At 74.5% G+C, this 18,432-nt stretch carries 19 protein-coding genes and 1 riboswitch; of the genes, 10 read left to right on the top strand and 9 right to left on the bottom strand.

Annotated features, from left to right (window positions below; all coding sequences use genetic code 11):
- Window positions 1–21 precede the first annotated feature (21 nt).
- The 4 genes from ACI78T_RS16375 to ACI78T_RS16360 all read left to right on the top strand — a co-directional run bounded on the left by ACI78T_RS16375 (window position 22) and on the right by ACI78T_RS16360 (window position 2,505).
- Window positions 22–600: a hemerythrin domain-containing protein gene (locus ACI78T_RS16375; protein WP_456559180.1), complete on the top strand. Its 579-nt coding sequence runs from the start codon at window positions 22–24 to the stop codon at window positions 598–600.
- Window positions 601–663: 63 nt separating this feature from the next.
- The gene (locus ACI78T_RS16370) at window positions 664–969 is read left to right on the top strand and encodes a hypothetical protein (RefSeq protein ID WP_456559179.1); all 306 of its coding nucleotides are present in this window, start codon (window positions 664–666) and stop codon (window positions 967–969) included.
- An 8-nt stretch (window positions 970–977) separates the two neighbouring features.
- Complete coding sequence (locus tag ACI78T_RS16365) at window positions 978–1,766, top strand: class E sortase (protein WP_456559178.1); 789 nt, start codon at window positions 978–980, stop codon at window positions 1,764–1,766.
- 7 nt (window positions 1,767–1,773) lie between these two features.
- Window positions 1,774–2,505 (top strand): esterase/lipase family protein, encoded by a 732-nt coding sequence (locus ACI78T_RS16360; protein ID WP_456559177.1) that lies wholly within the window; start codon window positions 1,774–1,776, stop codon window positions 2,503–2,505.
- A gap of 6 nt (window positions 2,506–2,511) precedes the next feature.
- Here the strand turns inward: ACI78T_RS16360 and ACI78T_RS16355 are convergent, their stop codons facing one another.
- Entirely contained in the window at window positions 2,512–2,970 is a 459-nt protein-coding gene (locus tag ACI78T_RS16355; RefSeq protein WP_456559176.1) for a MarR family winged helix-turn-helix transcriptional regulator, read from the bottom strand.
- Window positions 2,971–2,990: 20 nt separating this feature from the next.
- Here ACI78T_RS16355 and ACI78T_RS16350 point away from each other — a divergent pair, with 20 nt between their 5' ends.
- From ACI78T_RS16350 to ACI78T_RS16340, 3 genes are all read left to right on the top strand, one after another.
- A complete protein-coding gene (locus ACI78T_RS16350; protein WP_456559175.1) occupies window positions 2,991–4,034 on the top strand; it encodes an ABC transporter substrate-binding protein in 1,044 nt (347 codons plus the stop codon).
- An 81-nt stretch (window positions 4,035–4,115) separates the two neighbouring features.
- Window positions 4,116–5,564 (top strand): APC family permease, encoded by a 1,449-nt coding sequence (locus ACI78T_RS16345; protein WP_456559174.1) that lies wholly within the window; start codon window positions 4,116–4,118, stop codon window positions 5,562–5,564.
- Window positions 5,561–6,583 (top strand): acetamidase/formamidase family protein, encoded by a 1,023-nt coding sequence (locus tag ACI78T_RS16340; protein WP_456559173.1) that lies wholly within the window; start codon window positions 5,561–5,563, stop codon window positions 6,581–6,583. Before ACI78T_RS16345 ends, ACI78T_RS16340 begins: the two co-directional genes overlap by 4 nt.
- Window positions 6,584–6,631: 48 nt before the next feature.
- Here ACI78T_RS16340 and ACI78T_RS16335 read toward each other — a convergent pair whose 3' ends face one another.
- Both ACI78T_RS16335 and ACI78T_RS16330 read right to left on the bottom strand, forming a co-directional pair.
- Window positions 6,632–7,255, bottom strand: coding sequence for an SAM-dependent methyltransferase (locus ACI78T_RS16335; RefSeq protein ID WP_456559172.1), 624 nt, complete (start codon window positions 7,253–7,255; stop codon window positions 6,632–6,634).
- Window positions 7,252–8,211, bottom strand: a complete 960-nt coding sequence (locus tag ACI78T_RS16330) for an NAD(P)/FAD-dependent oxidoreductase (RefSeq protein WP_456559171.1) — start codon at window positions 8,209–8,211, stop codon at window positions 7,252–7,254. Before ACI78T_RS16330 ends, ACI78T_RS16335 begins: the two co-directional genes overlap by 4 nt.
- Before the next feature lie 77 nt (window positions 8,212–8,288).
- Here ACI78T_RS16330 and ACI78T_RS16325 point away from each other — a divergent pair, with 77 nt between their 5' ends.
- Both ACI78T_RS16325 and ACI78T_RS16320 read left to right on the top strand, forming a co-directional pair.
- Complete coding sequence (locus ACI78T_RS16325) at window positions 8,289–8,888, top strand: helix-turn-helix domain-containing protein (protein WP_456559170.1); 600 nt, start codon at window positions 8,289–8,291, stop codon at window positions 8,886–8,888.
- Between the two features lie 91 nt (window positions 8,889–8,979).
- Window positions 8,980–9,864 carry a siderophore-interacting protein gene (locus ACI78T_RS16320; RefSeq protein ID WP_456559169.1) on the top strand — a complete coding sequence of 295 codons (885 nt, stop codon included), beginning with the start codon at window positions 8,980–8,982 and terminating at the stop codon, window positions 9,862–9,864.
- A 1-nt stretch (window position 9,865) separates the two neighbouring features.
- Here ACI78T_RS16320 and cobN read toward each other — a convergent pair whose 3' ends face one another.
- From cobN to ACI78T_RS16295, 5 genes are all read right to left on the bottom strand, one after another.
- The gene (cobN, locus tag ACI78T_RS16315) at window positions 9,866–13,471 is read right to left on the bottom strand and encodes a cobaltochelatase subunit CobN (protein ID WP_456559168.1); all 3,606 of its coding nucleotides are present in this window, start codon (window positions 13,469–13,471) and stop codon (window positions 9,866–9,868) included.
- 31 nt (window positions 13,472–13,502) lie between these two features.
- Window positions 13,503–13,633, bottom strand: a riboswitch (cobalamin riboswitch).
- Window position 13,634: 1 nt separating this feature from the next.
- Entirely contained in the window at window positions 13,635–14,204 is a 570-nt protein-coding gene (locus tag ACI78T_RS16310) for an FKBP-type peptidyl-prolyl cis-trans isomerase (protein ID WP_456559167.1), read from the bottom strand.
- Window positions 14,205–14,260: 56 nt separating this feature from the next.
- Window positions 14,261–14,674: a hypothetical protein gene (locus ACI78T_RS16305; protein WP_456559166.1), complete on the bottom strand. Its 414-nt coding sequence runs from the start codon at window positions 14,672–14,674 to the stop codon at window positions 14,261–14,263.
- A gap of 78 nt (window positions 14,675–14,752) precedes the next feature.
- Entirely contained in the window at window positions 14,753–15,412 is a 660-nt protein-coding gene (locus tag ACI78T_RS16300) for a response regulator (protein WP_456559165.1), read from the bottom strand.
- Entirely contained in the window at window positions 15,409–16,515 is a 1,107-nt protein-coding gene (locus tag ACI78T_RS16295; protein ID WP_456559164.1) for a sensor histidine kinase, read from the bottom strand. Before ACI78T_RS16295 ends, ACI78T_RS16300 begins: the two co-directional genes overlap by 4 nt.
- Window positions 16,516–16,585: 70 nt before the next feature.
- On the opposite strand from ACI78T_RS16295, the gene ACI78T_RS16290 reads away from it, so the two are divergent.
- A complete protein-coding gene (locus tag ACI78T_RS16290) occupies window positions 16,586–17,734 on the top strand; it encodes a precorrin-3B synthase (RefSeq protein WP_456559163.1) in 1,149 nt (382 codons plus the stop codon).
- A gap of 4 nt (window positions 17,735–17,738) precedes the next feature.
- On the opposite strand, the gene ACI78T_RS16285 is transcribed toward ACI78T_RS16290, so the two are convergent.
- Window positions 17,739–18,383 (bottom strand): dihydrofolate reductase family protein, encoded by a 645-nt coding sequence (locus ACI78T_RS16285; RefSeq protein WP_456559162.1) that lies wholly within the window; start codon window positions 18,381–18,383, stop codon window positions 17,739–17,741.
- Between the last annotated feature and the right edge of the window lie 49 nt (window positions 18,384–18,432).

Raw genomic sequence — 18,432 nt, 5'->3', positions numbered from 1 at the left:
TCCTGCGAGGCAGGAGCCCCCATGACCGACACCGAACGCGACGTCGTCGACGTCCTGTCCGCCGACCACCGCGAGTTCGACCGCATCTTCGGCGAGCTCGAGCAGCTGTTCGGGCAGACCGGCCCCGAGTCGCTCGAACGCAAGCGGGCACTCGTGGACGAGGTGACGATCGGCCTGGTGAAGCACTCCGTCGCCGAGGAGACGCGGGTCTACCCGAAGGTCGAGAAGCAGCTCGACGAGCAGGAGGCGCAGCACTCCAAGGAGGAGCACGCCGAGGCCGAGGAGACCATGAAGCGCCTCGAGCGCATGGACGCCGGGGACCCCGGGTTCGACGGCGCCGTCGCGGAGCTGATCCGCGAGATCCGGCACCACGTCGAGCACGAGGAGAGCCGGATGTTCACCGAGCTGCGCGCCGGCTTCAGCCGCGAGGAGCTGGTCGGCATGGCGCACGAGGTGGAGGCGATCAAGAAGATCGCGCCCACCCGCGCGCACCCGATGACGCCGAACGAGGCGGGCGTCCGCCTGGCCGTCGGGCCGGTGGCCAGCCTCCTCGACCACCTGCGCGACGCGGTCAGCGGGCGGGGCAAGCACGGCGGCTGACGAACCTTCGCGCCCGCTGCCGCGTTACCGTCGTGGGACCGCCGAGCGGAGGGAGTGCGGGGGATGGATCCGGTCAGCCTGCTGGTCGGCGGCGCGCTGCTGGTCGCCGGGTTCGTGGCCGGCCGGGTCGGCCGCCGCAAGGCCGCTCCGACCCCTCCCGTGACGCCGGTGTGCGGCTGCGGGCACACGCTGAGCCAGCACGACCGCTCGACCGACACCTGCTACGCCGAGCTCCGCCGCGACACGTTCGACAAGCGGGGGCGCTGGGCCGGGGTCGCGTGGGTGCCGTGCACCTGCCGCCAGTACGTGGGGCCCCGCCCCATCGACGAGGTGTTCGCCCCCCGCCTGCTCCCGCCGACGGACGGCTGAGCCGGCGCATGGACGACGTCGCCACGGCGGAGCCGCTCGAGCGCAGGCCGCCTCCCCCGGTGCCGCGGGACCCCGTCGGCACCTTCATGCGGGCCCTCGGGGAGCTGATGGTCACCGCCGGGGCCGTCGTCCTCCTCTTCGTGGTCTACGAGCTCTACGTCACCGATCTGCTGAGCGACCGCGCGCAGGACGACCTGACGAACGAGCTGCGCGACGACTGGGGAGCGGCACCCGTGGAGGCCGCTCCCCCGGCACCCGTCGGCGACGTGCCGGTCGGCCAGGCCTTCGCCTTCCTGCACATCCCGCGGCTCGGGGACGACTACGCCCGGGCGATCGTCGAGGGCACGAGCCAGGAGGAGCTGGCGCAGGGACCGGGGCACTACGTCGACACCGCCATGCCCGGGGAGCCGGGCAACTTCGCCGTCGCCGGGCACCGCGTGGGGAAGGGCTCGCCGTTCCTCGACCTGGACCTGTTGCGGCCGGGTGACCCGATCGTCGTCGAGACCGCCGAAGCCTGGTACGAGTACCGCGTCCTGGGCGACCAGCAGACCGGCGACCTCTCGGTGGCCGTCGACGGCGTGCCGGGCCGGCAGATCGTCGACCCCTCCGCGGTCGACGTGATCGCCCCCGTCCCGGGGCAGCCGGGCGCCGCGGCCACCGGTTCCTACCTGACGCTGACGACCTGCCACCCGAAGTTCTCCGCGGCCCAGCGCATGATCGTCCACGCGGTGCTGACCGGACCCCCGGTGGCGCGGTCCGAGGCGCCGGAGGGCCCGGCCGCCCTCCACGGCGGCTGAGGCGCCGGTGACCGATCCCCGTTCCGCCCGTCGTCGCGCCCTGTTCCTCGCCGCCACGGAGCCCGCCCGGACGCTGGTGAGCGCCGGTGGGGCCGCGGCGTCGGCGCTGCCCCTCCTCCGGTGGGCGCCCCGCGGGGAGCCGCACCCGGTGCTGGTGCTGCCCGGCTTCCTCGCCTCCGACGTCTCGACCCGCGTGCTGCGCACGTGGCTGCGGCGGCTCGGCTACCCGGTGGTCGGCTGGGAGCTGGGCCGCAACCGCCCGAGCAGGGAGATCGACGAGGGGCTGACCCGCCTGCTCGACCGGCTGGCCGCCGAGCACCGGACGGCGGTGAGCATCGTCGGCTGGAGCCTGGGCGGGATCTACGCGCGCCGGCTGGCCCGGCAGAGCCCCCGCCAGGTCCGGCAGGTGGTCTCGCTCGGCTCCCCCTTCGCCTCCCACCAGCCGTGGCTCGCCGGGCCGCGGCAGCGACCGCGGACGGCGCTGTCCCGCCCGCTGCCGGTCCCGAGCACCGCCGTCTACTCCCGGTGGGACGGCGTCGTCGACTGGCAGGCGTGCCGCCAGCAGACGGGGCCGACCAGCGAGAACGTCGCCGTCCGCAGCAGCCACCTCGGGATGGGGCACGACCCCGCCGTCCTCTGGGTGGTCGCGGACCGGCTGGCCCAGCCGCGGCACGGCTGGCGCCCGTTCGAGCGGCCCACCCGGTTCGGGCTCGGCGCGCTCTTCCCGCCCGAGGGCTGAGCGGGCTCAGCGCTCCTCGGCGGCCAGCTCCGTGAGGGCCCGGACCAGCGCGGCGACCCGCTCGGTACCGAGCGACGCGGCGAGCGCGGACTCGTGCGCGCCGACGAGCGCCTCCAGCCGGGCCAGCCGCACCCGGCCGGGCTCGGACAGGTGGACGACGACCTTGCGGCCGTCCTGCGGATCGGGCAGCCGGTAGGCCAGCGCCGCGTCGACCGCCCCGTCGACCAGGCGGGTGAGCGTCGGTGCCGGCAGGTGCAGGGCGGCCACGAGCTCGCCCATCGACCGGCCGGCGCTCCCGGCGAGCGAGCGGAGCAGCCGGTAGCCGTCCAGCGTGGCGCCGTCCTCGGCGAGCACGGCGGCGACGCCGCGCGCCACGCGTCGCTGGGTCACCGTCAGCAGCTCGACGAGGTCGTCGGACACCCGGCCGGGCGACGCCTCGGCTGCCGCGCCCCCTGCTGGACCCATGGCGGCACCATACTCATGCGGTGCCCCGACCGACCGGACTCCTGGACCCGTGGGAGGTCCTGCTGTCCGGTCCGGCCCCGGACACCGTGCGCGTCGGCCTGGCGGTGCCCCTGACCGGGCCGCTGGCGATGACCGCTCCCTCCGCCCTCGACCTGGCCGGCCTCGCCGCGGACGAGGTGAACGCCGGTGGTGGGGTCGGCGGCCGGCCGGTCGAGCTGGTGGCGCTGGACTCGGGCCGGTCCCCGGAGGTGGTCGCCGCCGAGGCCGCGATGCTGCACCGGGAGGGGGTCTTCGACCTGCTCGTCGGCTTCCACACCAGCGACGTGCACCGGGCGCTGGAGTCGGCCCTGCCTCCCGGGGTCCGCTACGTCTTCACCCCGCCGCACGAGGGCGGCCGCCGTCGTCCGGGGGTGGTCCGGATCGGCGCCGCGCCGCTGGAGCAGCACGCGGACGCCGTCGCCTGGCTGGTGCGCAACCGCCGGGCCCGCCGGTGGGTGCTGCTGGGTACCGACTACGTGTGGCCGCGGGCGGTGCACCGCGCCGCGCACCGCGTGCTGGCCGAGGTGGGTGGCGAGGTCGTCGGCGAGGCGCTGGTGCCCTTCGGCCCGACCGACGTCGGCGCGCTGCTCGACCTCGTCTCGCGCACCCGGGCCGACGCCGTGCTGATCAGCCTGGTGGGCCGCGACCTGGTCGCGTTCAACCGCGAGTTCACGCGGGCCGGCCTCGACCGCCGGGTGGTGCGGCTGTCCGGAGCACTGGAGGAGAACGGGCTCTACGCGCTGGGCGGCGACAGCACCGGCGGTCTCTTCGCGTGCATGCCCTCGTTCGCGGCGGCGGACGGCGGCGCCGACGAGGGCCAGCTGGCCCTCGAGGAGCGCCACGCCCGCCGGTCGGGACCCGGTGCTCCGGTCGTGTGCGCCTACGCGCGCGGTGTCTACGACGGCGTCCGGCGGGCGGCCGCCCTGGCCGACGGCCGTCCCGCCCGGAGCACCCGGGCCGGCGCGCGGCTGGCGCAGGCCGACGGGCTCGCCTTCCGGGAGCTGGCGGGCCTCCCGCGAGGCTGAATCGTTACTTCCACATGGAAGCAGTTGGGCCTACTCTCTCCCCGGCCCGGCCACGCGCCGGTTGAGACGTAGGAGCCCCCCATGAGCGAACACCGCACCACCGATCCGGCCGGCCCGGTCCCCGGCGCCGCGCGCGGCCCCATCCCGGCCACCGGGGACCCGGGCGTCGAGGCCTTCGGCTACCAGCAGGAGCTCAAGCGCTCGCTCAGCTTCACCGACCTGCTCGTCTACGGGCTCATCTTCATGGTGCCGATCGCGCCCTTCGGCATCTTCGGCAGCGTCTTCCAGGCCTCCGGCGGCATGGTCGCGCTGGTCTACGCGATCGGCGGCCTCGCCATGGCGTTCACCGCGGCGTCCTACTCGCAGATGTCGCGCGCGTTCCCGATGGCCGGCTCCGTCTACACCTACGCCGGCCGCGGCATCGCGCAGCCGGTCGGCTTCATCGCCGGCTGGATGATCCTGCTCGACTACGTGCTCGTCCCGGGCCTGCTCTACCTGATCGCCTCCATCGCGATGAACTCGATCTACGAGTCGGTGCCGGTGTGGGTCTGGCTGGTCGCCTTCGTCGTCCTGAACACGATCGTCAACTACTTCGGCATCGAGTTCACCGCCCGGGTCAACCGCATCATGCTGGTCGCCGAGCTGATCGTGCTGGCCATCTTCCTCGTCATCGGGATCGTCGCCCTGGCGAGCGGCGAGGGCCGTGGCTTCGACTTCTCCCCCGTCTACAACAGCGACACGTTCTCGCTCGAGCTCGTCTTCGGCGCCGTCTCGATCGCCGTGCTGAGCTTCCTGGGCTTCGACGGCATCTCCACCCTCGCCGAGGAGAACCGCGAGTCGGCGCGCTCGATCGGCAAGGCGATGATCGCGGCGCTGGCGCTGGCCGGGACGCTCTTCATCGTCCAGACCTGGGTGGCCGCCCTGCTCGTGCCCGACCCCGACACGCTGATCGCCGAGGGCGACGCCGCGGGCACCGCGTTCTACGACGCGGCCGAGGTCGCGGGTGGCGCCTGGCTGGGCACGCTCACCGCTGTCGCCACCGCCATCGCGTGGGGCTTCGCCAACTCGCTCGTCGCGCAGGCGGCCACCTCGCGGCTGCTGTTCGCCATGGCACGTGACAAGCAGCTGCCGGGCTTCCTCGCGAAGGTCCACCCGACCCGCCGCGTGCCGGTCAACGCCACCCTCGCCGTCGCCCTCGTCTCGCTGGCCCTCGGCCTCTACATGACGACCAGGGACGACTACGGCATCGGGACGCTGTCGACCCTGGTGAACTTCGGCGCGCTGACCGCGTTCCTCCTGCTGCACGTCTCGGTCGTCGTGCACTACCTCGTCCGGCAGAAGAGCCGGAACTGGTGGCTGCACCTCGTCGTCCCGGTGGTCGGCTTCGCGATCCTCCTGTACGTGATGATCAACGCCGAGCTGGCGGCGCAGACCATCGGCCTGATCTGGCTGGGCGTCGGCGTCGTGCTGGTCGTCGCCCTGCTCGCCACCGGCCGCGAGGCCGAGCTGAAGGCGGAGGAGAACCTGTGACCGATCTCGAGGTCGTCCGGCTGTCGCCCACCCCCGACCAGCTGCGCTACACGTTCGGGGGCGGGGAGCCGCTCATCACCGTGAAGCCCGGCACCGTCGTCGAGCTCCAGACCGAGGACTGCTTCGGCGGGCGGGTCCGGAGCGCCGACGACCTGCCGAGCCAGGTCTGCGAGTTCCCCTACCTGAACCCGGTGACCGGTCCGATCGCGGTCGAGGGCGCCGAACCCGGCGACACGCTGGCGGTGCACCTGGTCGACATCGCACCGGCTCGGGACTGGGCGGTGTCGGCCACCTTCCCGCACTTCGGGGCGCTGACGGCCACGCACAACACCGCGATGCTGCACGACCCGCTCGAGGAGATCGTGTGGGTCTACGAGGTCGATCGGGAGAAGGGCACCTGCCTCTTCCGCCCGCGGAAGGGCGGCCCCGAGGTCGAGCTCCCGCTGGACCCGATGCACGGGACGATCGGCGTGGCACCGGCCGGCGGGGAGGTCTTCGCCAGCATCACGCCCGGCGCGCACGGCGGGAACATGGACACCCCCGAGATGCGGGCGGGGACGACGGCCTACTTCGGCGTGAACGTCCCCGGCGGCCTGCTGTCGCTCGGTGACGGCCACTGCCGGCAGGGCGAGGGGGAGGTCTGCGGCACCGCGGTCGAGGCGGCGATGCGGACGGTCGTCGTCGTCGAACTGGTCAAGGGCGGCGGTCCCGCCTGGCCGCGGATCGAGAGCGACGACTTCCTGATGTCGACCGGCTCCACCCGGCCGCTGGAGGACGCCTACCGGGTCAGCCAGCACGACCTGGTCACCTGGGCCGCCGATCTCACCGGATGGGACCACCTGGACGCCTACCAGCTGGTCAGCCAGGCGGGGCTCGCCCCGGCCGGCAACGTCGTCGACACCAACTACACGATGGTCGCGAAGCTGGCGAAGCAGTACCTGGGGGCCGACGCCGTCGTCGCCGACGGCGTGCACGACCGGCTGCGGGCCACCGCCGCCGCCTACCTCTCGCAGCGCTGAAGCGGGCCGCCGGGTCGTCGTCGAGGACGGCGACCCGGCGGCCCGTGGTCACCTCCGGCGTGCCCGCAGGACGGCGTCGTGGACGGTGATGTCCTGACCCTCGTGCACGTGGGCCGGCCGCGGCCTCGCCTCGGCGACGAGCACCTCCCACCCGTCCGGGTCGAGCCCGGCCGCGACCTCGTCCGCGGTGAAGAACCGCTCGTGCTCCGGCGGCCGGTGCGCCCCGGCGGCGACATCACTGAAGTCGTGCCCCACCACCAGCAGCGTTCCTCCCGGCGCGACCGCGTCCGCCAGCCGTGCGAACAGCGCCCGGCGCTGCTCGGGCGGCAGGTGCATGAACTGCGCGGAGACCAGGTCGAACGCCTCCCCCGGCACCTCCCGGGTCACGTCGGCGTGGACCCAGCCGATCCGGTCGGCCACCTCGCTACCGCGGGCCTCGGCGTGCTGCTCGCCCCGCTGCAGCGCGGTCCGCGCGAAGTCCACGGCCGTGACCCGCCAGCCCCGCTCGGCCAGCCAGATCGCGTCCGCACCCTCGCCGCAGCCGATGTCCAGAGCCGACCCCGGCGGCAGGTCGGCGGCCTCCCGGACCAGCTGCGCGTTGGGCCGCCCGCTCCAGAGGGCGTCGGTGGACCGGTAGCGCTCCTCGAAGTGCTGCTCGTCGTACACGGTCACGCCACCTCGCCCAGCCGGGCCGACTCGACGGCGCGGCGCGCGTCCTCGGTGATGAGGTCGACATTGATCTGGCCCGCGGCGTTCAGGCCGCCCGCGGCGGCGGAGATCACCTGCGCCTGGAGGTTGGCCACGTTGCCCGCGACCCAGACGCCGGGCACCGCGGTGGCGCCCATCGCCTCGGAGGGGACGTAGGTGCCGAAGACGTTCCCGTTCATCTCGAACTCGACCGGCTCCAGGCCGAGCGAGCGCAGCACGGCGGAGTTGGCGGTCATCCGGGGCGGCGCGACGACGACCTCCCGCGCCACCACCTCGCCGGAGGCCAGCCGGACGCCGGACAGCCGCCCGTCGGTGGTCTCGACCGCCACGACCTCGCCCTCGACGATCCGCACGCCGAGGGTGGACAGCTGGGCCCGTTCCTCCGCGGTGGGTTCGGGGCCGGTGTGCCGGAAGAGCGTCACGTCGGCGCTCCACTGCCGCCAGAGCAGCCCGGCGTGCACGCCCATGGGGCCGCCGATGATGCCGATCGCCCGGTCGCGCACCTCCCAGCCGTGGCAGTAGGGGCAGTGCAGGACGTCGCTGCCCCACAGCTCCCGCAGGCCCGTGACGTCGGGCAGCTCGTCGGTCAGGCCGGTGGTGACCAGCAGCCGGCGGGCGTGCACGCGGCCGCCGTCGGCGAGGTGGACGGCGAAGCCGTCGTCCACAGGCTCCGCGCGCACCACCTCACCGGTCACGACCTCGCCGCCGTAACCGGCGACCTCGCCACGGCCGATCGCCAGCAGCTCGGCCGGCGGCGTGCCCTCGCGCCCCAGGTAGTTGTGCACGTGCCCGGCCGGCGCGTTCCGAGGAGCGCCCGCGTCGACCACCAGAACGCTCCGCCGCGCCCGGGACAGGGCCAGCGCCCCGCTCAGCCCGGCGGCGCCGCCCCCGACCACCACCACGTCGTACCGCTGTTCCATCTGCTCTCTCCTCCGCTCGGGGTCGTCCTGGCGACTGTCCACCCCACGGAGCCGGAATGACAACTATCGTTGCCGGTATGGCAAACGAGGACGATGCCGGCTTCGCGTCGGTGCTCACCGCGGTCGGTCCCCGCCTCAAGGCGCTGCGGGTGCAGCGCGGGGCGACGCTCGGCCAGCTGTCGGCCGACACCGGCATCTCGGTGAGCACGCTGTCGCGGCTGGAGTCGGGGCAGCGCAAGCCCACCCTGGAGCTGCTGCTCCCGCTGGCCCGCGCGCACCAGGTGCCGCTCGACGAGCTGGTGGACGCACCCGAGACCGGCGATCCGCGGATACACCAGCGGGCCATCCAGCGGCACGGGCTGACGATGATCCCGCTGACCCGGCGGCCGGGCGGCCTCCAGGCGTACAAGATCGTCTACCCGCCACGGTGGCCGGGCGGCGAGCTGGAGCAGAAGGTGCACGAGGGCCACGAATGGCTCTACGTCCTCAACGGGCGGCTCCGCCTGCTGCTGGGCGAGCACGACCTGACCCTCGCCGCCGGCGAGGTGGCCGAGTTCGACACCCGCACCCCGCACGCCATGGCCAACCCCGGTCGGGAGCCGGCCGAGGTGCTCGCGCTCTTCGGTCCGCAGGGCGAGCGGATCCACGTGCGCGCCGAGCCCGCGGGGCGGCGCTGACCGATCTCACAGCCCGCCCGCGGGAGCGGCGACTAAGGTTGCCCTTACCTGGTCGCGGCAGTCCGTCGCGCCGGTCTCCTGGAGGATCCGCATGACCGAGCTGTCCCCGGCACGTCCCGCCCCCTCGCCGGACGGGGGCGGTCGCCGCCGGCGCGCGCCGCGCGTGGGGACGGTGCTCCGGACCGAGCGGATCACCCCGCACATGATCCGCGTGGTGCTCGGCGGGGACGGGCTGGCCGGCTTCCCGGCCGGCGAGTTCACCGACCACTACGTGAAGCTCTTCTTCGCGCCCGCCGGCGCGTCCTACACCGCGCCGTTCGACGTCGAGCAGCTGCAGGCGGAGCTGCCGCGCGAGCAGTGGCCGGTGACCCGGACCTACACCGTCCGCGCCTGGGACGCCGCGACCGGTGAGCTGACCATCGACTTCGTGCACCACGGCGACGAGGGGCTCGCCGGCCCGTGGGCCGCGGCGGCGCAGCCGGGTGACGTCATCCAGCTGATGGGCCCGGGCGGCGCGTACGCCCCGCACCCGGAGGCCGACTGGCACCTGCTGGCCGGCGACGAGGCCGCCCTGCCCGCGATCGCCGCGACGCTCGAACGGCTCCCCGTCGGCGCGCGCGCCCTGGTCTTCGTGGAGGTGACCGGTCCGGAGGAGGAGCAGACCGACCTGGCGCTCTCGCCCGGCGTCGAGCTGCGGTGGCTGCACCGCGGGCACGCCCTGCCCGGCGTGGCCCTCGTCCAGGCCGTCCAGGCGACCCCGCTCCCGCCGGGCACCGGGCACGTGTTCGTGCACGGCGAGGCGTACGCCGTCCGCGACCTGCGCCGCCACCTGCGCGCCGAGCGCGGGCTGGACCCGGAGTTCACCTCGATCTCCGGCTACTGGCGGCGCGGCGACACCGAGGACCGCTGGCAGGCCGGCAAGCGGGAGTGGAACGCCGCCATCGAGGCCGAGGACGCCGCCACGCCGGTCGGCTGACTCAGACCGGCTGCTGAGCCGGGGTCTCGCCACCCTCCAGGTCGCCCTCGGTGTCGAGGTAGGCCTGCTGCAGCTCGGCGAGCAGCGCCGGGTCGGGCTCGGCCCACATCTTGCGGTCGACCGCCTCCAGCAGGCGCTCGGCGATGCCGTGCAGCGCCCACGGGTTGCTCTTCTCCATGAACTCGCGGTTCTCGGGGTCGAGCACGTAGGTCTGGGCCAGCTTCTCGTACATCCAGTCGGCGACGACGCCGGTCGTGGCGTCGTAGCCGAACAGGTAGTCGACGGTCGCCGCGAGCTCGAAGGCGCCCTTGTAGCCGTGCCGACGCATCGCCTCCAGCCACTTCGGGTTCACCACCCGCGCCCGGAAGACGCGGGAGGTCTCCTCGGTGAGCGAGCGGGTGCGCACCTGCTCGGGCCGGGTCGAGTCGCCCACGTAGGCGGCGGGCGCGTTGCCGGTCAGCGCGCGGACCGTGGCCACCATGCCGCCGTGGTACTGGAAGTAGTCGTCGGAGTCGGCGATGTCGTGCTCGCGGGTGTCCACGTTCTTGGCCGCGACGGCGATCCGCTTGTAGGCGGCCTCCATGTCGGGCCGCGCCTGCACGCCGTCGAGGCCGCGGCCGTAGGCGTATCCGCCCCAGACGGCATAGACCTCGGCGAGGTCGGCGTCCCCGCGCCAGTTCCGGCTGTCGATCAGGGAGAGCAGGCCGGCCCCGTAGGCGCCGGGCTTCGAGCCGAAGACCCGTGTGGTCGCCCGCCGCCGGTCGCCGTGCTCCGCGACGTCGGCGTCGACGTGCGCCCGCACGTGGTTCTGCTCCGCCGGCTCGTCGAGCGAGGCGGCCAGGGTGACGGCGTCGTCCAGCATGGTCACCACGTGCGGGAAGGCGTCCCGGAAGAAGCCGCTGATCCGCACCGTCACGTCGATCCGCGGGCGGCCCAGCTCCTCCAGCGGCACCGGCTCGAGGCCGGTCACCCGCCGCGAGGCGTCGTCCCACACCGGGCGGACGCCGAGCAGCGCGAGCACCTCGGCGACGTCGTCCCCCGAGGTGCGCATCGCCGACGTCCCCCAGACCGACAGCCCGACCGAGCGCGGGTACTCGCCGGTGTCGGCGCGGTAGCGCTCGACGAGCGACTCGGCCAGCGCCTGGCCGGTCTCCCACGCCAGGCGCGACGGCACCGCGCGGGGGTCGACGGAGTAGAAGTTGCGCCCGGTCGGCAGCACGTTGACCAGCCCGCGCAGCGGCGACCCGGACGGCCCGGCCGGCACGTAGCCGCCCTCCAGCGCGTGCAGCGTGGCGTCGAGCTCGTCGGTGGTGCGCTCCAGCCGCGGCACGATCTCGGCCACGGCGAACCGCAGCACCGCAGCGACACCCTCGTCGTCCCCGCCGTGCACCTCGCGCACGACCTCGTCCACGGAGTCCGCGGCCCAGCCGCGGGCCTCCATGGCGGAGACGAGCGCCTCGGCCTGCGCCTCCACCTCGTCGGTGCGGCGGAGCCCGGCGGTGCCGTCCTCGGTCAGACCCAGCGCCTCGCGCAGCCCGGGCAGCGCGACCGAGCCGCCCCAGATCTGCCGGGCACGCAGCATCGCGAGCACCAGGTCGACGCGGTCCTGACCGGCCGGCGGCGATCCGAGCACGTGCAGGCCGTCGCGGATCTGCGAGTCCTTGATCTCGCAGAGCCACCCGTCGACGTGCAGGATCATCTCGTCGAAGTGGTCGTCCTCCGGCCGCTCGGCCAGCCCGAGGTCGTGGTCGAGCTTGGCCGCCTGCAGCAGCGTCCAGATCTGCGCCCGGACGGCCGGCAGCTTGGCCGGGTCCATCGCCGCCACGTTGGCGTGCTCGTCCAGCAGCTGCTCGAGCCGGGCGATGTCGCCGTAGGAGTCGGCCCGCGCCATCGGCGGCACCATGTGGTCGACCAGGGTGGCGTGCGCGCGCCGCTTGGCCTGCGACCCCTCCCCCGGGTCGTTGACCAGGAACGGGTAGACCAGCGGCAGATCGCCGATCGCGGCGTCCGGGCCGCACGAGGCGGAGAGCCCGACGGTCTTGCCGGGCAGCCACTCCATGTTGCCGTGCTTGCCGACGTGCACGAGCGCGTGCGCCCCGAACTCCGACCGCAGCCACCAGTAGGCGGCCAGGTAGTGGTGGGACGGCGGCAGGTCGGGGTCGTGGTAGATCGCGATCGGGTTCTCGCCGAAGCCGCGGGGCGGCTGCACCATGACGACGACGTTGCCGGCGCGCAGGGCGGCGAAGACGATGTCGCCGCCGTCCACGAACAGCGAGCCCGGCGCCTCGCCCCAGTGCTCGACCATCGCCGCCCGCAGGTCCTCCGGGAGCGTGTCGAAGAAGGCGCGGTACCGGGCCGCCGGGATGCGCACCGGGTTTCCGGAGAGCTGCTCCTCGGTGAGCCAGTCGGCGTCCTGGCCCCCCGCGGCGATCAACGCGTGCACCAGCGCGTCGCCGTCCAGGTCGGCGACGCCGGGCAGGGCGTCCGGCCCGTCGAACGGGCCGATGTCGTAGCCCTGGCCGGCCATCGCGGCGAGCAGCCGCACGACCGACGCGGGGGTGTCGAGCCCGACGGCGTTGCCGATGCGAGCGTGCTTGGTCGGGTAGGCGCTCAGCATCACGACGATCCGCCGCTCGGCCGGCGGCGTGTGCCGGAGCCGGGCGTGCGCAACGGCGGTGCCGGCCACGCGGGCTGCGCGCTCGGGGTCGGCGACGTAGTGCGTCAGGCCGTCGGCGTCGGTCTCCTTGAACGAGAACGGCACGCTGATCAGCCGGCCGTCGAACTCGGGGATCGCCACCTGATTCCCGACGTCGAGCGGCGAGAGGCCGTCGTCGTCGGCGAGCCAGTCGGCGCGCGAGCGGGTGAGGCACAGGCCCTGGATCACCGGCACGTCCAGCGCGGCGAGCTGCCCGACGTCCCACGCCCCGTCGTCCCCACCGGCCTGGGCCGTGGCCGGGCGGGAGCCGCCGGCCGCCAGCACCGTGACCACCAGGGCGTCGGCGGTGCGGAGGACGTCGAGGAGCTCGGGCGGCACCGAGCGCAGCGAGCTGACGAAGACCGGCAGCGCGCGGCCGCCGGCGTCCTCGACGGCGGTGCAGAGGGCGTCGACGAACGCCGTGTTCCCGGCGAGGTGGTGCGCGCGGTAGTAGAGGACGGCGACCGTCGGACCGCTTCCCCGGCTCTCGCGCTCGAGAACACCCCAGTCGGGGGCGACGGACGGCGGCTCGAAGCCCTCGCCGGTCAGCAGCACGGTGTCGGACAGGAACCTGTGCAGCTGGGTGAGGTTGTCCGGGCCGCCCTGCGCGAGGTAGCCGTGCGCCTCCGTCGCCACGCCCATGGGCACGGTGGAGAGCTCCATCAGCTCGGCGTCGGGCACCTGCTCCCCGCCGAGGACGACGACCGGCGCCGGCCCGGCGACCAGCGGCGCCAGCAGGTCCTCGTACTGGCGGCGGACGCCCAGGATGCGGACGACGACCAGCTCGCTGCCGTCGACGAGCGCGGCGATCCCGGCGTCGTCGAGCCGGGCCGGGTTGCCCAGGCGCCAGCCCGCGCCGCTGGCGCGCGCCGAGAGCAGGTCGGTGTCGCTGGTGGAGAGCAACGTGAACACGCGCACTGCCTCACTCGGGGTCCGCGCCCCGGGTCGAAGGGCACGGCAGCCGGAGTGTCTGGCTCACCCGAAGGCTCACAGTGGCGGGACCGCACCGGAATCGCACCGGCTTCCTCGCTGACTGCCGTGATGGAGCCCAGACGCTACCGGGCCCGTGCCGCCGTCAGCCGACCTGGACCAGGTCGAGGACGAAGACGAGGGTCGAGTCCGCGGGGATGGGTCCACGGGCGGTCGAGCCGTAGCCCAGCTCGCTCGGGATCACGACCATCCGCCGGCCGCCCACGTGCATGCCCTCGATCGCCTGCTCGAAGCCCGGGATCACCTGGCCGGCGCCGACGGTCACCGGCAGCGTCTCCTCCTGCCCGCGGCTCCAGGAGGAGTCGAACTCCTCCCCCGTGCCGTAGAAGCCCCCGACGTACTTGACCGCGACCGACGTCCCGGCCACCGCCTCGGGGCCCTCGCCGACGACGACGTCGCTGATCTCCAGCTCGCACGGCGGGGCGGCGTCGGTCGTCGGGACCTCCGGCTTCACCGCGAGGTCCGTGGAGACCTCGTCCGGGGCGTCGGACGTCGCCGCGCGGTCCTCGCACGCCTGCGCGGTCGTCTCCTCCGCGGCGCTGCTGGTGCTGCCGGTGCTGCCGGCGCTGTCGTCGGCGCAGGCTGTGAGGGAGAGGACGACCGCGATCGCGGCGGTGGGGACGGCGAGCAGGCGCGGGGTGGTGCGGCGGTTCATGGATCTCCTGGGTCGGCACGGGCGGTCGACCCAGTGGACCACGGCGGCCGACGCGGTCAGTGCACGTACTCGTCGGGGCGCAGCAGCATGACCGCCGCCATCGCCGGGAGCATCAGGACGTGACCCCAGGTCATCAGCGCGTGCTCGCCGATGGCGCCGGCCCAGTACGGGACGAGCAGGACGAGGAACGGCGCGTACATGGAGGCCGACATCTCGGCGATGCCCCGCCACGAGTGGCCGCGGAAGCGCATCCAGGCGCCCATGCCGATCGCCATGTTGGTCGCCATGACCATGACACCGACGTCGGCGCGGGCGGTGAGGTCCGGCCAGACCAGGTCCTCGGCGGGGCCCAGCACGAGCATGCCGACGAGCATTGCCACGACCATCTCGACGTAGTGGCGGGCGAAGTGCCGGACGCGGTGCGCGCGGGTGCGGGTGTGCGGGGTGGTGGACAGGCTCTCGGTGGTCATGCCGGGGATCGTCGGCCGCCTCGGCGCCCCGGTCAGGTGCCGGACGTCACGACCGGGGTCACCTCCTGGGCATGACCGTCAGACCAGGCCCAGCGCCCGCCCGCGCAGGGCCGCCTGGGTCCGGTCGCGTGCGCCTAGCTTGGCCAGCACGTTCGTGACGTGGTTCTTCACGGTGCCCTCGGCCAGGAACATGGCGGCGGCGATCTCCCGGTTGCTGCCCCCGTCGGCCAGCAGGCGCAGCACCTCCAGCTCGCGGTCCGACAACGGGACGACCAAGGGCTGGGGCCGCGGCGGGGCGTCGTCGGGCAGCGCGGCGAACCGGGCCACCACGCGGGCGGCGACCGACGGCTGGAGCACCGACTCGCCGCGGGCCGCGGCGAGCACGCCCTCGACGAGCCGGTCGGAGGTGACGTCCTTCAGCAGGTAGCCGACGGCGCCGGCACGCAGGGCGGCGAACACGTCCTCGTCGTCGTCGAACGTGGTCAGGGCCAGCACCCGGACGTGGGGCTGCTCCACGCGCAGCCGCCGGGCCGCGGCGATGCCGTCCAGTACCGGCATGTGCAGGTCCATGAGGACGACGTCGGGCCGCAGGGTGACCGCCCGGTCGATCGCCTCGGCACCGTTCGACGCCTCGCCGACGACCTCGATCTCCGGGCGCACCTCGAGCAGGGTGGCCAGCGCTTCCCGGAACAGCGCCTGGTCGTCGACGAGCAGCACCCGGACGGGTTGCCGGCTCATCCGGGCACCGCCACGCGGACCGTCGTCCCGTGGCCCGGCTGCGACTCCACCTCGACGGAACCGCCCAGCCGGGAGGCGCGTTCACGCAGGCCGAGCAGGCCGAAACCGGCCGCGGGCGCGTCGGTCGTGCCGCGCCCGTCGTCGCGCACCTCGAGCCGCACGGTGCCGTCCTCGCCGTAGGTCAGGGCCAGGCGGGCGGAGCCGGCGGCAGCGTGCTTGCGCACGTTCGTCAGCCCCTCCTGGGCGGCGCGGAACAGCGACTCCTCGACGTCCGCGGCCAGGGGGCGGACCGGCCCGCTGACCGCGAGGTCGGTGGGCACGCCGGCGGCCGACGTCTCCTGGGCGAGCGCCTCCAGGGCCTCGCGCAGCGGGGGTGTCGTGCGCGGCGCGCGCAGCGCGGCCACCGATCGGCGCACCTCGGCGAGCGCCTCCGTCGACTGCTGCTGCGCCTTGGCCAGGACCTCGTCGGCGCGCGCCGGGTCCGACGCGAGCACCGCGCGAGCTGCCTGGACCTGCATCTGGACGACGGTGAGGTGGTGGCCGAGCCCGTCGTGGATGTCGCGGGCGACCCGGTTGCGCTCCTGGGTGGTCGCCAGTTCCTCGGCCTGCGCCGCGTACCCGCGCAGGCGGGCGTTGGCCTCGGCCAGCTCCGCCCGGGCTCGCTGCTCGCGCCGCAGGAGCTCCGTGATGACCGCGGTGAACGCGGCGGCGACGTAGGTGCCGAGCATCGTGCGGAGCCCGTCGGCCATCGGCATCCCGAGATGCACCAGCGGGACGACGGCGGCGACCACGACGGCGGCGGGCAGCGGGAGCAGCAGCACGCTCTGGCTGACAAGCACCAGCGACAGCAGGGTGGCGCCGACGCCGGTGCTGCCGGCCATGAAGACCAGGTAGCTGAGCGGGAGCGCGGCCAGGACGTAGAGACCCGCGAACCGGCTGCGGCGTGGTGCCGGCTGCCGGTCCACCCAGCGGTAGCCGAGGGTCGCGAGCATGGAGAAGGCCAGCGCCGCCAGGATCGGGGGCAGCGGGTGCTGCAGCCCGGTGGCCTCCGCGGCGAGGGTGAGGAACGCCCCGCAGGTCAGCACGGCGAGAGCGCGGTTCACGCGATCACTGTGCGGCGGCGCGCACTACCGGTCAACGACCCTTCGGGTGAGGCCTAACCTCGGCAGCGCGATGACCGCCTTCCCGACCCGCGAGCGCGCCGATGCCTGCCCCGGCGCGCTGCAGACGCATGCCGCCGCCGACGGCGGGCTGGCGCGGGTCCGGGTGCCGGGTGGCGCGCTGGCCGTCGACCAGCTGCTCGCGTTGACCGCCGCCGCCCGAGACCTGGGTGACGGCGCTCTGGAGCTGACCAGTCGGGGGAACGTCCAGCTGCGCGGGGTGCGGAGCGGGGCGGAAGGCGAGCTGGGCGACCGGCTGGCTGCTGTGGGTCTGCTGCCCAGCGCCACCCACGAGACGGCGCGCAACGTGCTCGCGAGCGTGCTCAGCGGCCGGGCCGGCGGTCTGGCCGACGTGCGGCCCTGGGTCGCGGGCTTCGACGCCGGCATGTGCGCGGATCCGGCACTGGCCGGGCTGCCGGGCCGCTTCCTGGCGGCCTTCGACGACGGCCGCGGGGACGTCGCCGGTCTCGGTGCCGACGTCGGTCTGCTGGCGGTCGACCGCTCGACCGTGGCGCTGCTGCTGGCCGGTGCTGACACCGGGCTCCGTTGCGGGGCGGGTGACGCGGTCGGGCTCGCCCTCGCGGCGACGCGCGCCTTCCTGGACGAGCGCGCCGCCCAGGGCGGGACCGCCTGGCGGGTGGTCGAGCTGGTGGACGGGCCGGCGCGCATCGCGGCGGCGCTGGGCCAGTCTTCGGGTCCTCCCCTATCCGTTCCTCCGCCCCCGGCCGTCGGGCCGGCAGGCGTGGTGACCCAGGACGACGGCCGCACGGCACTGGTCGCCGTCGTGCCGCTGGGCCGGCTCACCGCCGAGCAGGCGGAGCTCCTGGCCCGGACGGCTGTCGACGACCTGCAGCTGACTCCGTGGCGCAGCGTCGTGGTGCCCGACCTGCCGGACGCGTCGGCCGCCGGTGTCCTCTCGGCGGCCGGGCTGGTCCTCGAGCCCGGCAGCCCCTGGTTGCGGGTCACCGCCTGCGCCGGGCGTCCGGGGTGCGCGAAGTCGCTGGCCGACGTGCGCGGCGACGTCGTCCGTGCGGTGGCCTCCGGATCGCTCTCGGCGGAGGGCGCGCGGCAGCACTGGGTGGGTTGCGAGCGGCGCTGCGGCCGTCCGTCCGGCGAGGTCGTCGACGTGATCGCCACGGGGTCGGGCTACCGGATCGGCTGACCCGTCACCTCCGCCAGAACAGGTGGTGGGTCACGCCGCTCGGGCTCGGCACGACGTCGACGTGGTAGCGGTCGCGCAGTTCGTCGGGTGACTCCCAGAGCCGCGTGCCCGCGCCGAGCTCCAGCGGCGCGACCGCCACGTGCAGGGTGTCGACCAGGTCGGCGTCCAGGAACTCGCGGACGACGGTGGCCCCGCCACCGAGCCGGACGTCCTTGCCCTGCGCTGCCTGCCGCGCCTGCTCCAGCACGTCGGCCGGCTCGCCGCCGACGAAGTGGAACGTCGTGTCGGAGAGCGTGAACGACGGGCGCTCGTGGTGGGTCATGACGAAGACGGGTGTGTGGAAGGGCGGCTCGTCGCCCCACCACCCCGTCCACTCGTGGTCCTGCCACGGGCCGCGCTGGGGCCCGAACTTGTTGCGGCCCATGATCTCGGCGCCGATGCCGTGCGAGAAGTCGCGGATGAAGTAGTCGTCCAAGCCGCGGCTGCCGCCGGGGGCGGAACGGTTGGGGAAGCTGGCCGTGGCCAGCGCCCATGCCATCAGCTCCTGCGGGTCGGCGTGCCCGAACGGCCGCTCCAGGGTCTGGCCCTCGCCCGCACCGAACCCGTCGCGCGAGACGGTGAAGTTCTGGACTCTCAGCAGCTGCGGCACGGGGCTCCTTCGATGGTGGTCGACGACGGATCCGACCGTCGCCGCCGGC

It is taken from the genome of Blastococcus sp. SYSU D00922 (genome assembly GCF_054050495.1).
Note: the sequence above shows the minus strand (reverse complement) of the source record. Positions and strands in the feature narration are given on the sequence as shown.

Bases quoted from the DNA above. Each gene is read 5' to 3' on its own strand.
- ACI78T_RS16375 (WP_456559180.1), top strand. From the start codon at position 22: ATGACCGACACCGAACGCGACGTCGTCGACGTCCTGTCCGCCGACCAC.
- ACI78T_RS16370 (WP_456559179.1), top strand. From the start codon at position 664: ATGGATCCGGTCAGCCTGCTGGTCGGCGGCGCGCTGCTGGTCGCCGGG.
- ACI78T_RS16365 (WP_456559178.1), top strand. From the start codon at position 978: ATGGACGACGTCGCCACGGCGGAGCCGCTCGAGCGCAGGCCGCCTCCC.
- ACI78T_RS16355 (WP_456559176.1), bottom strand. From the start codon at position 2,970: ATGGGTCCAGCAGGGGGCGCGGCAGCCGAGGCGTCGCCCGGCCGGGTG.
- ACI78T_RS16345 (WP_456559174.1), top strand. From the start codon at position 4,116: ATGAGCGAACACCGCACCACCGATCCGGCCGGCCCGGTCCCCGGCGCC.
- ACI78T_RS16330 (WP_456559171.1), bottom strand. From the start codon at position 8,211: ATGGAACAGCGGTACGACGTGGTGGTGGTCGGGGGCGGCGCCGCCGGG.
- ACI78T_RS16325 (WP_456559170.1), top strand. From the start codon at position 8,289: ATGGCAAACGAGGACGATGCCGGCTTCGCGTCGGTGCTCACCGCGGTC.
- ACI78T_RS16320 (WP_456559169.1), top strand. From the start codon at position 8,980: ATGACCGAGCTGTCCCCGGCACGTCCCGCCCCCTCGCCGGACGGGGGC.
- ACI78T_RS16310 (WP_456559167.1), bottom strand. From the start codon at position 14,204: ATGAACCGCCGCACCACCCCGCGCCTGCTCGCCGTCCCCACCGCCGCG.
- ACI78T_RS16305 (WP_456559166.1), bottom strand. From the start codon at position 14,674: ATGACCACCGAGAGCCTGTCCACCACCCCGCACACCCGCACCCGCGCG.
- ACI78T_RS16300 (WP_456559165.1), bottom strand. From the start codon at position 15,412: ATGAGCCGGCAACCCGTCCGGGTGCTGCTCGTCGACGACCAGGCGCTG.
- ACI78T_RS16290 (WP_456559163.1), top strand. From the start codon at position 16,586: ATGACCGCCTTCCCGACCCGCGAGCGCGCCGATGCCTGCCCCGGCGCG.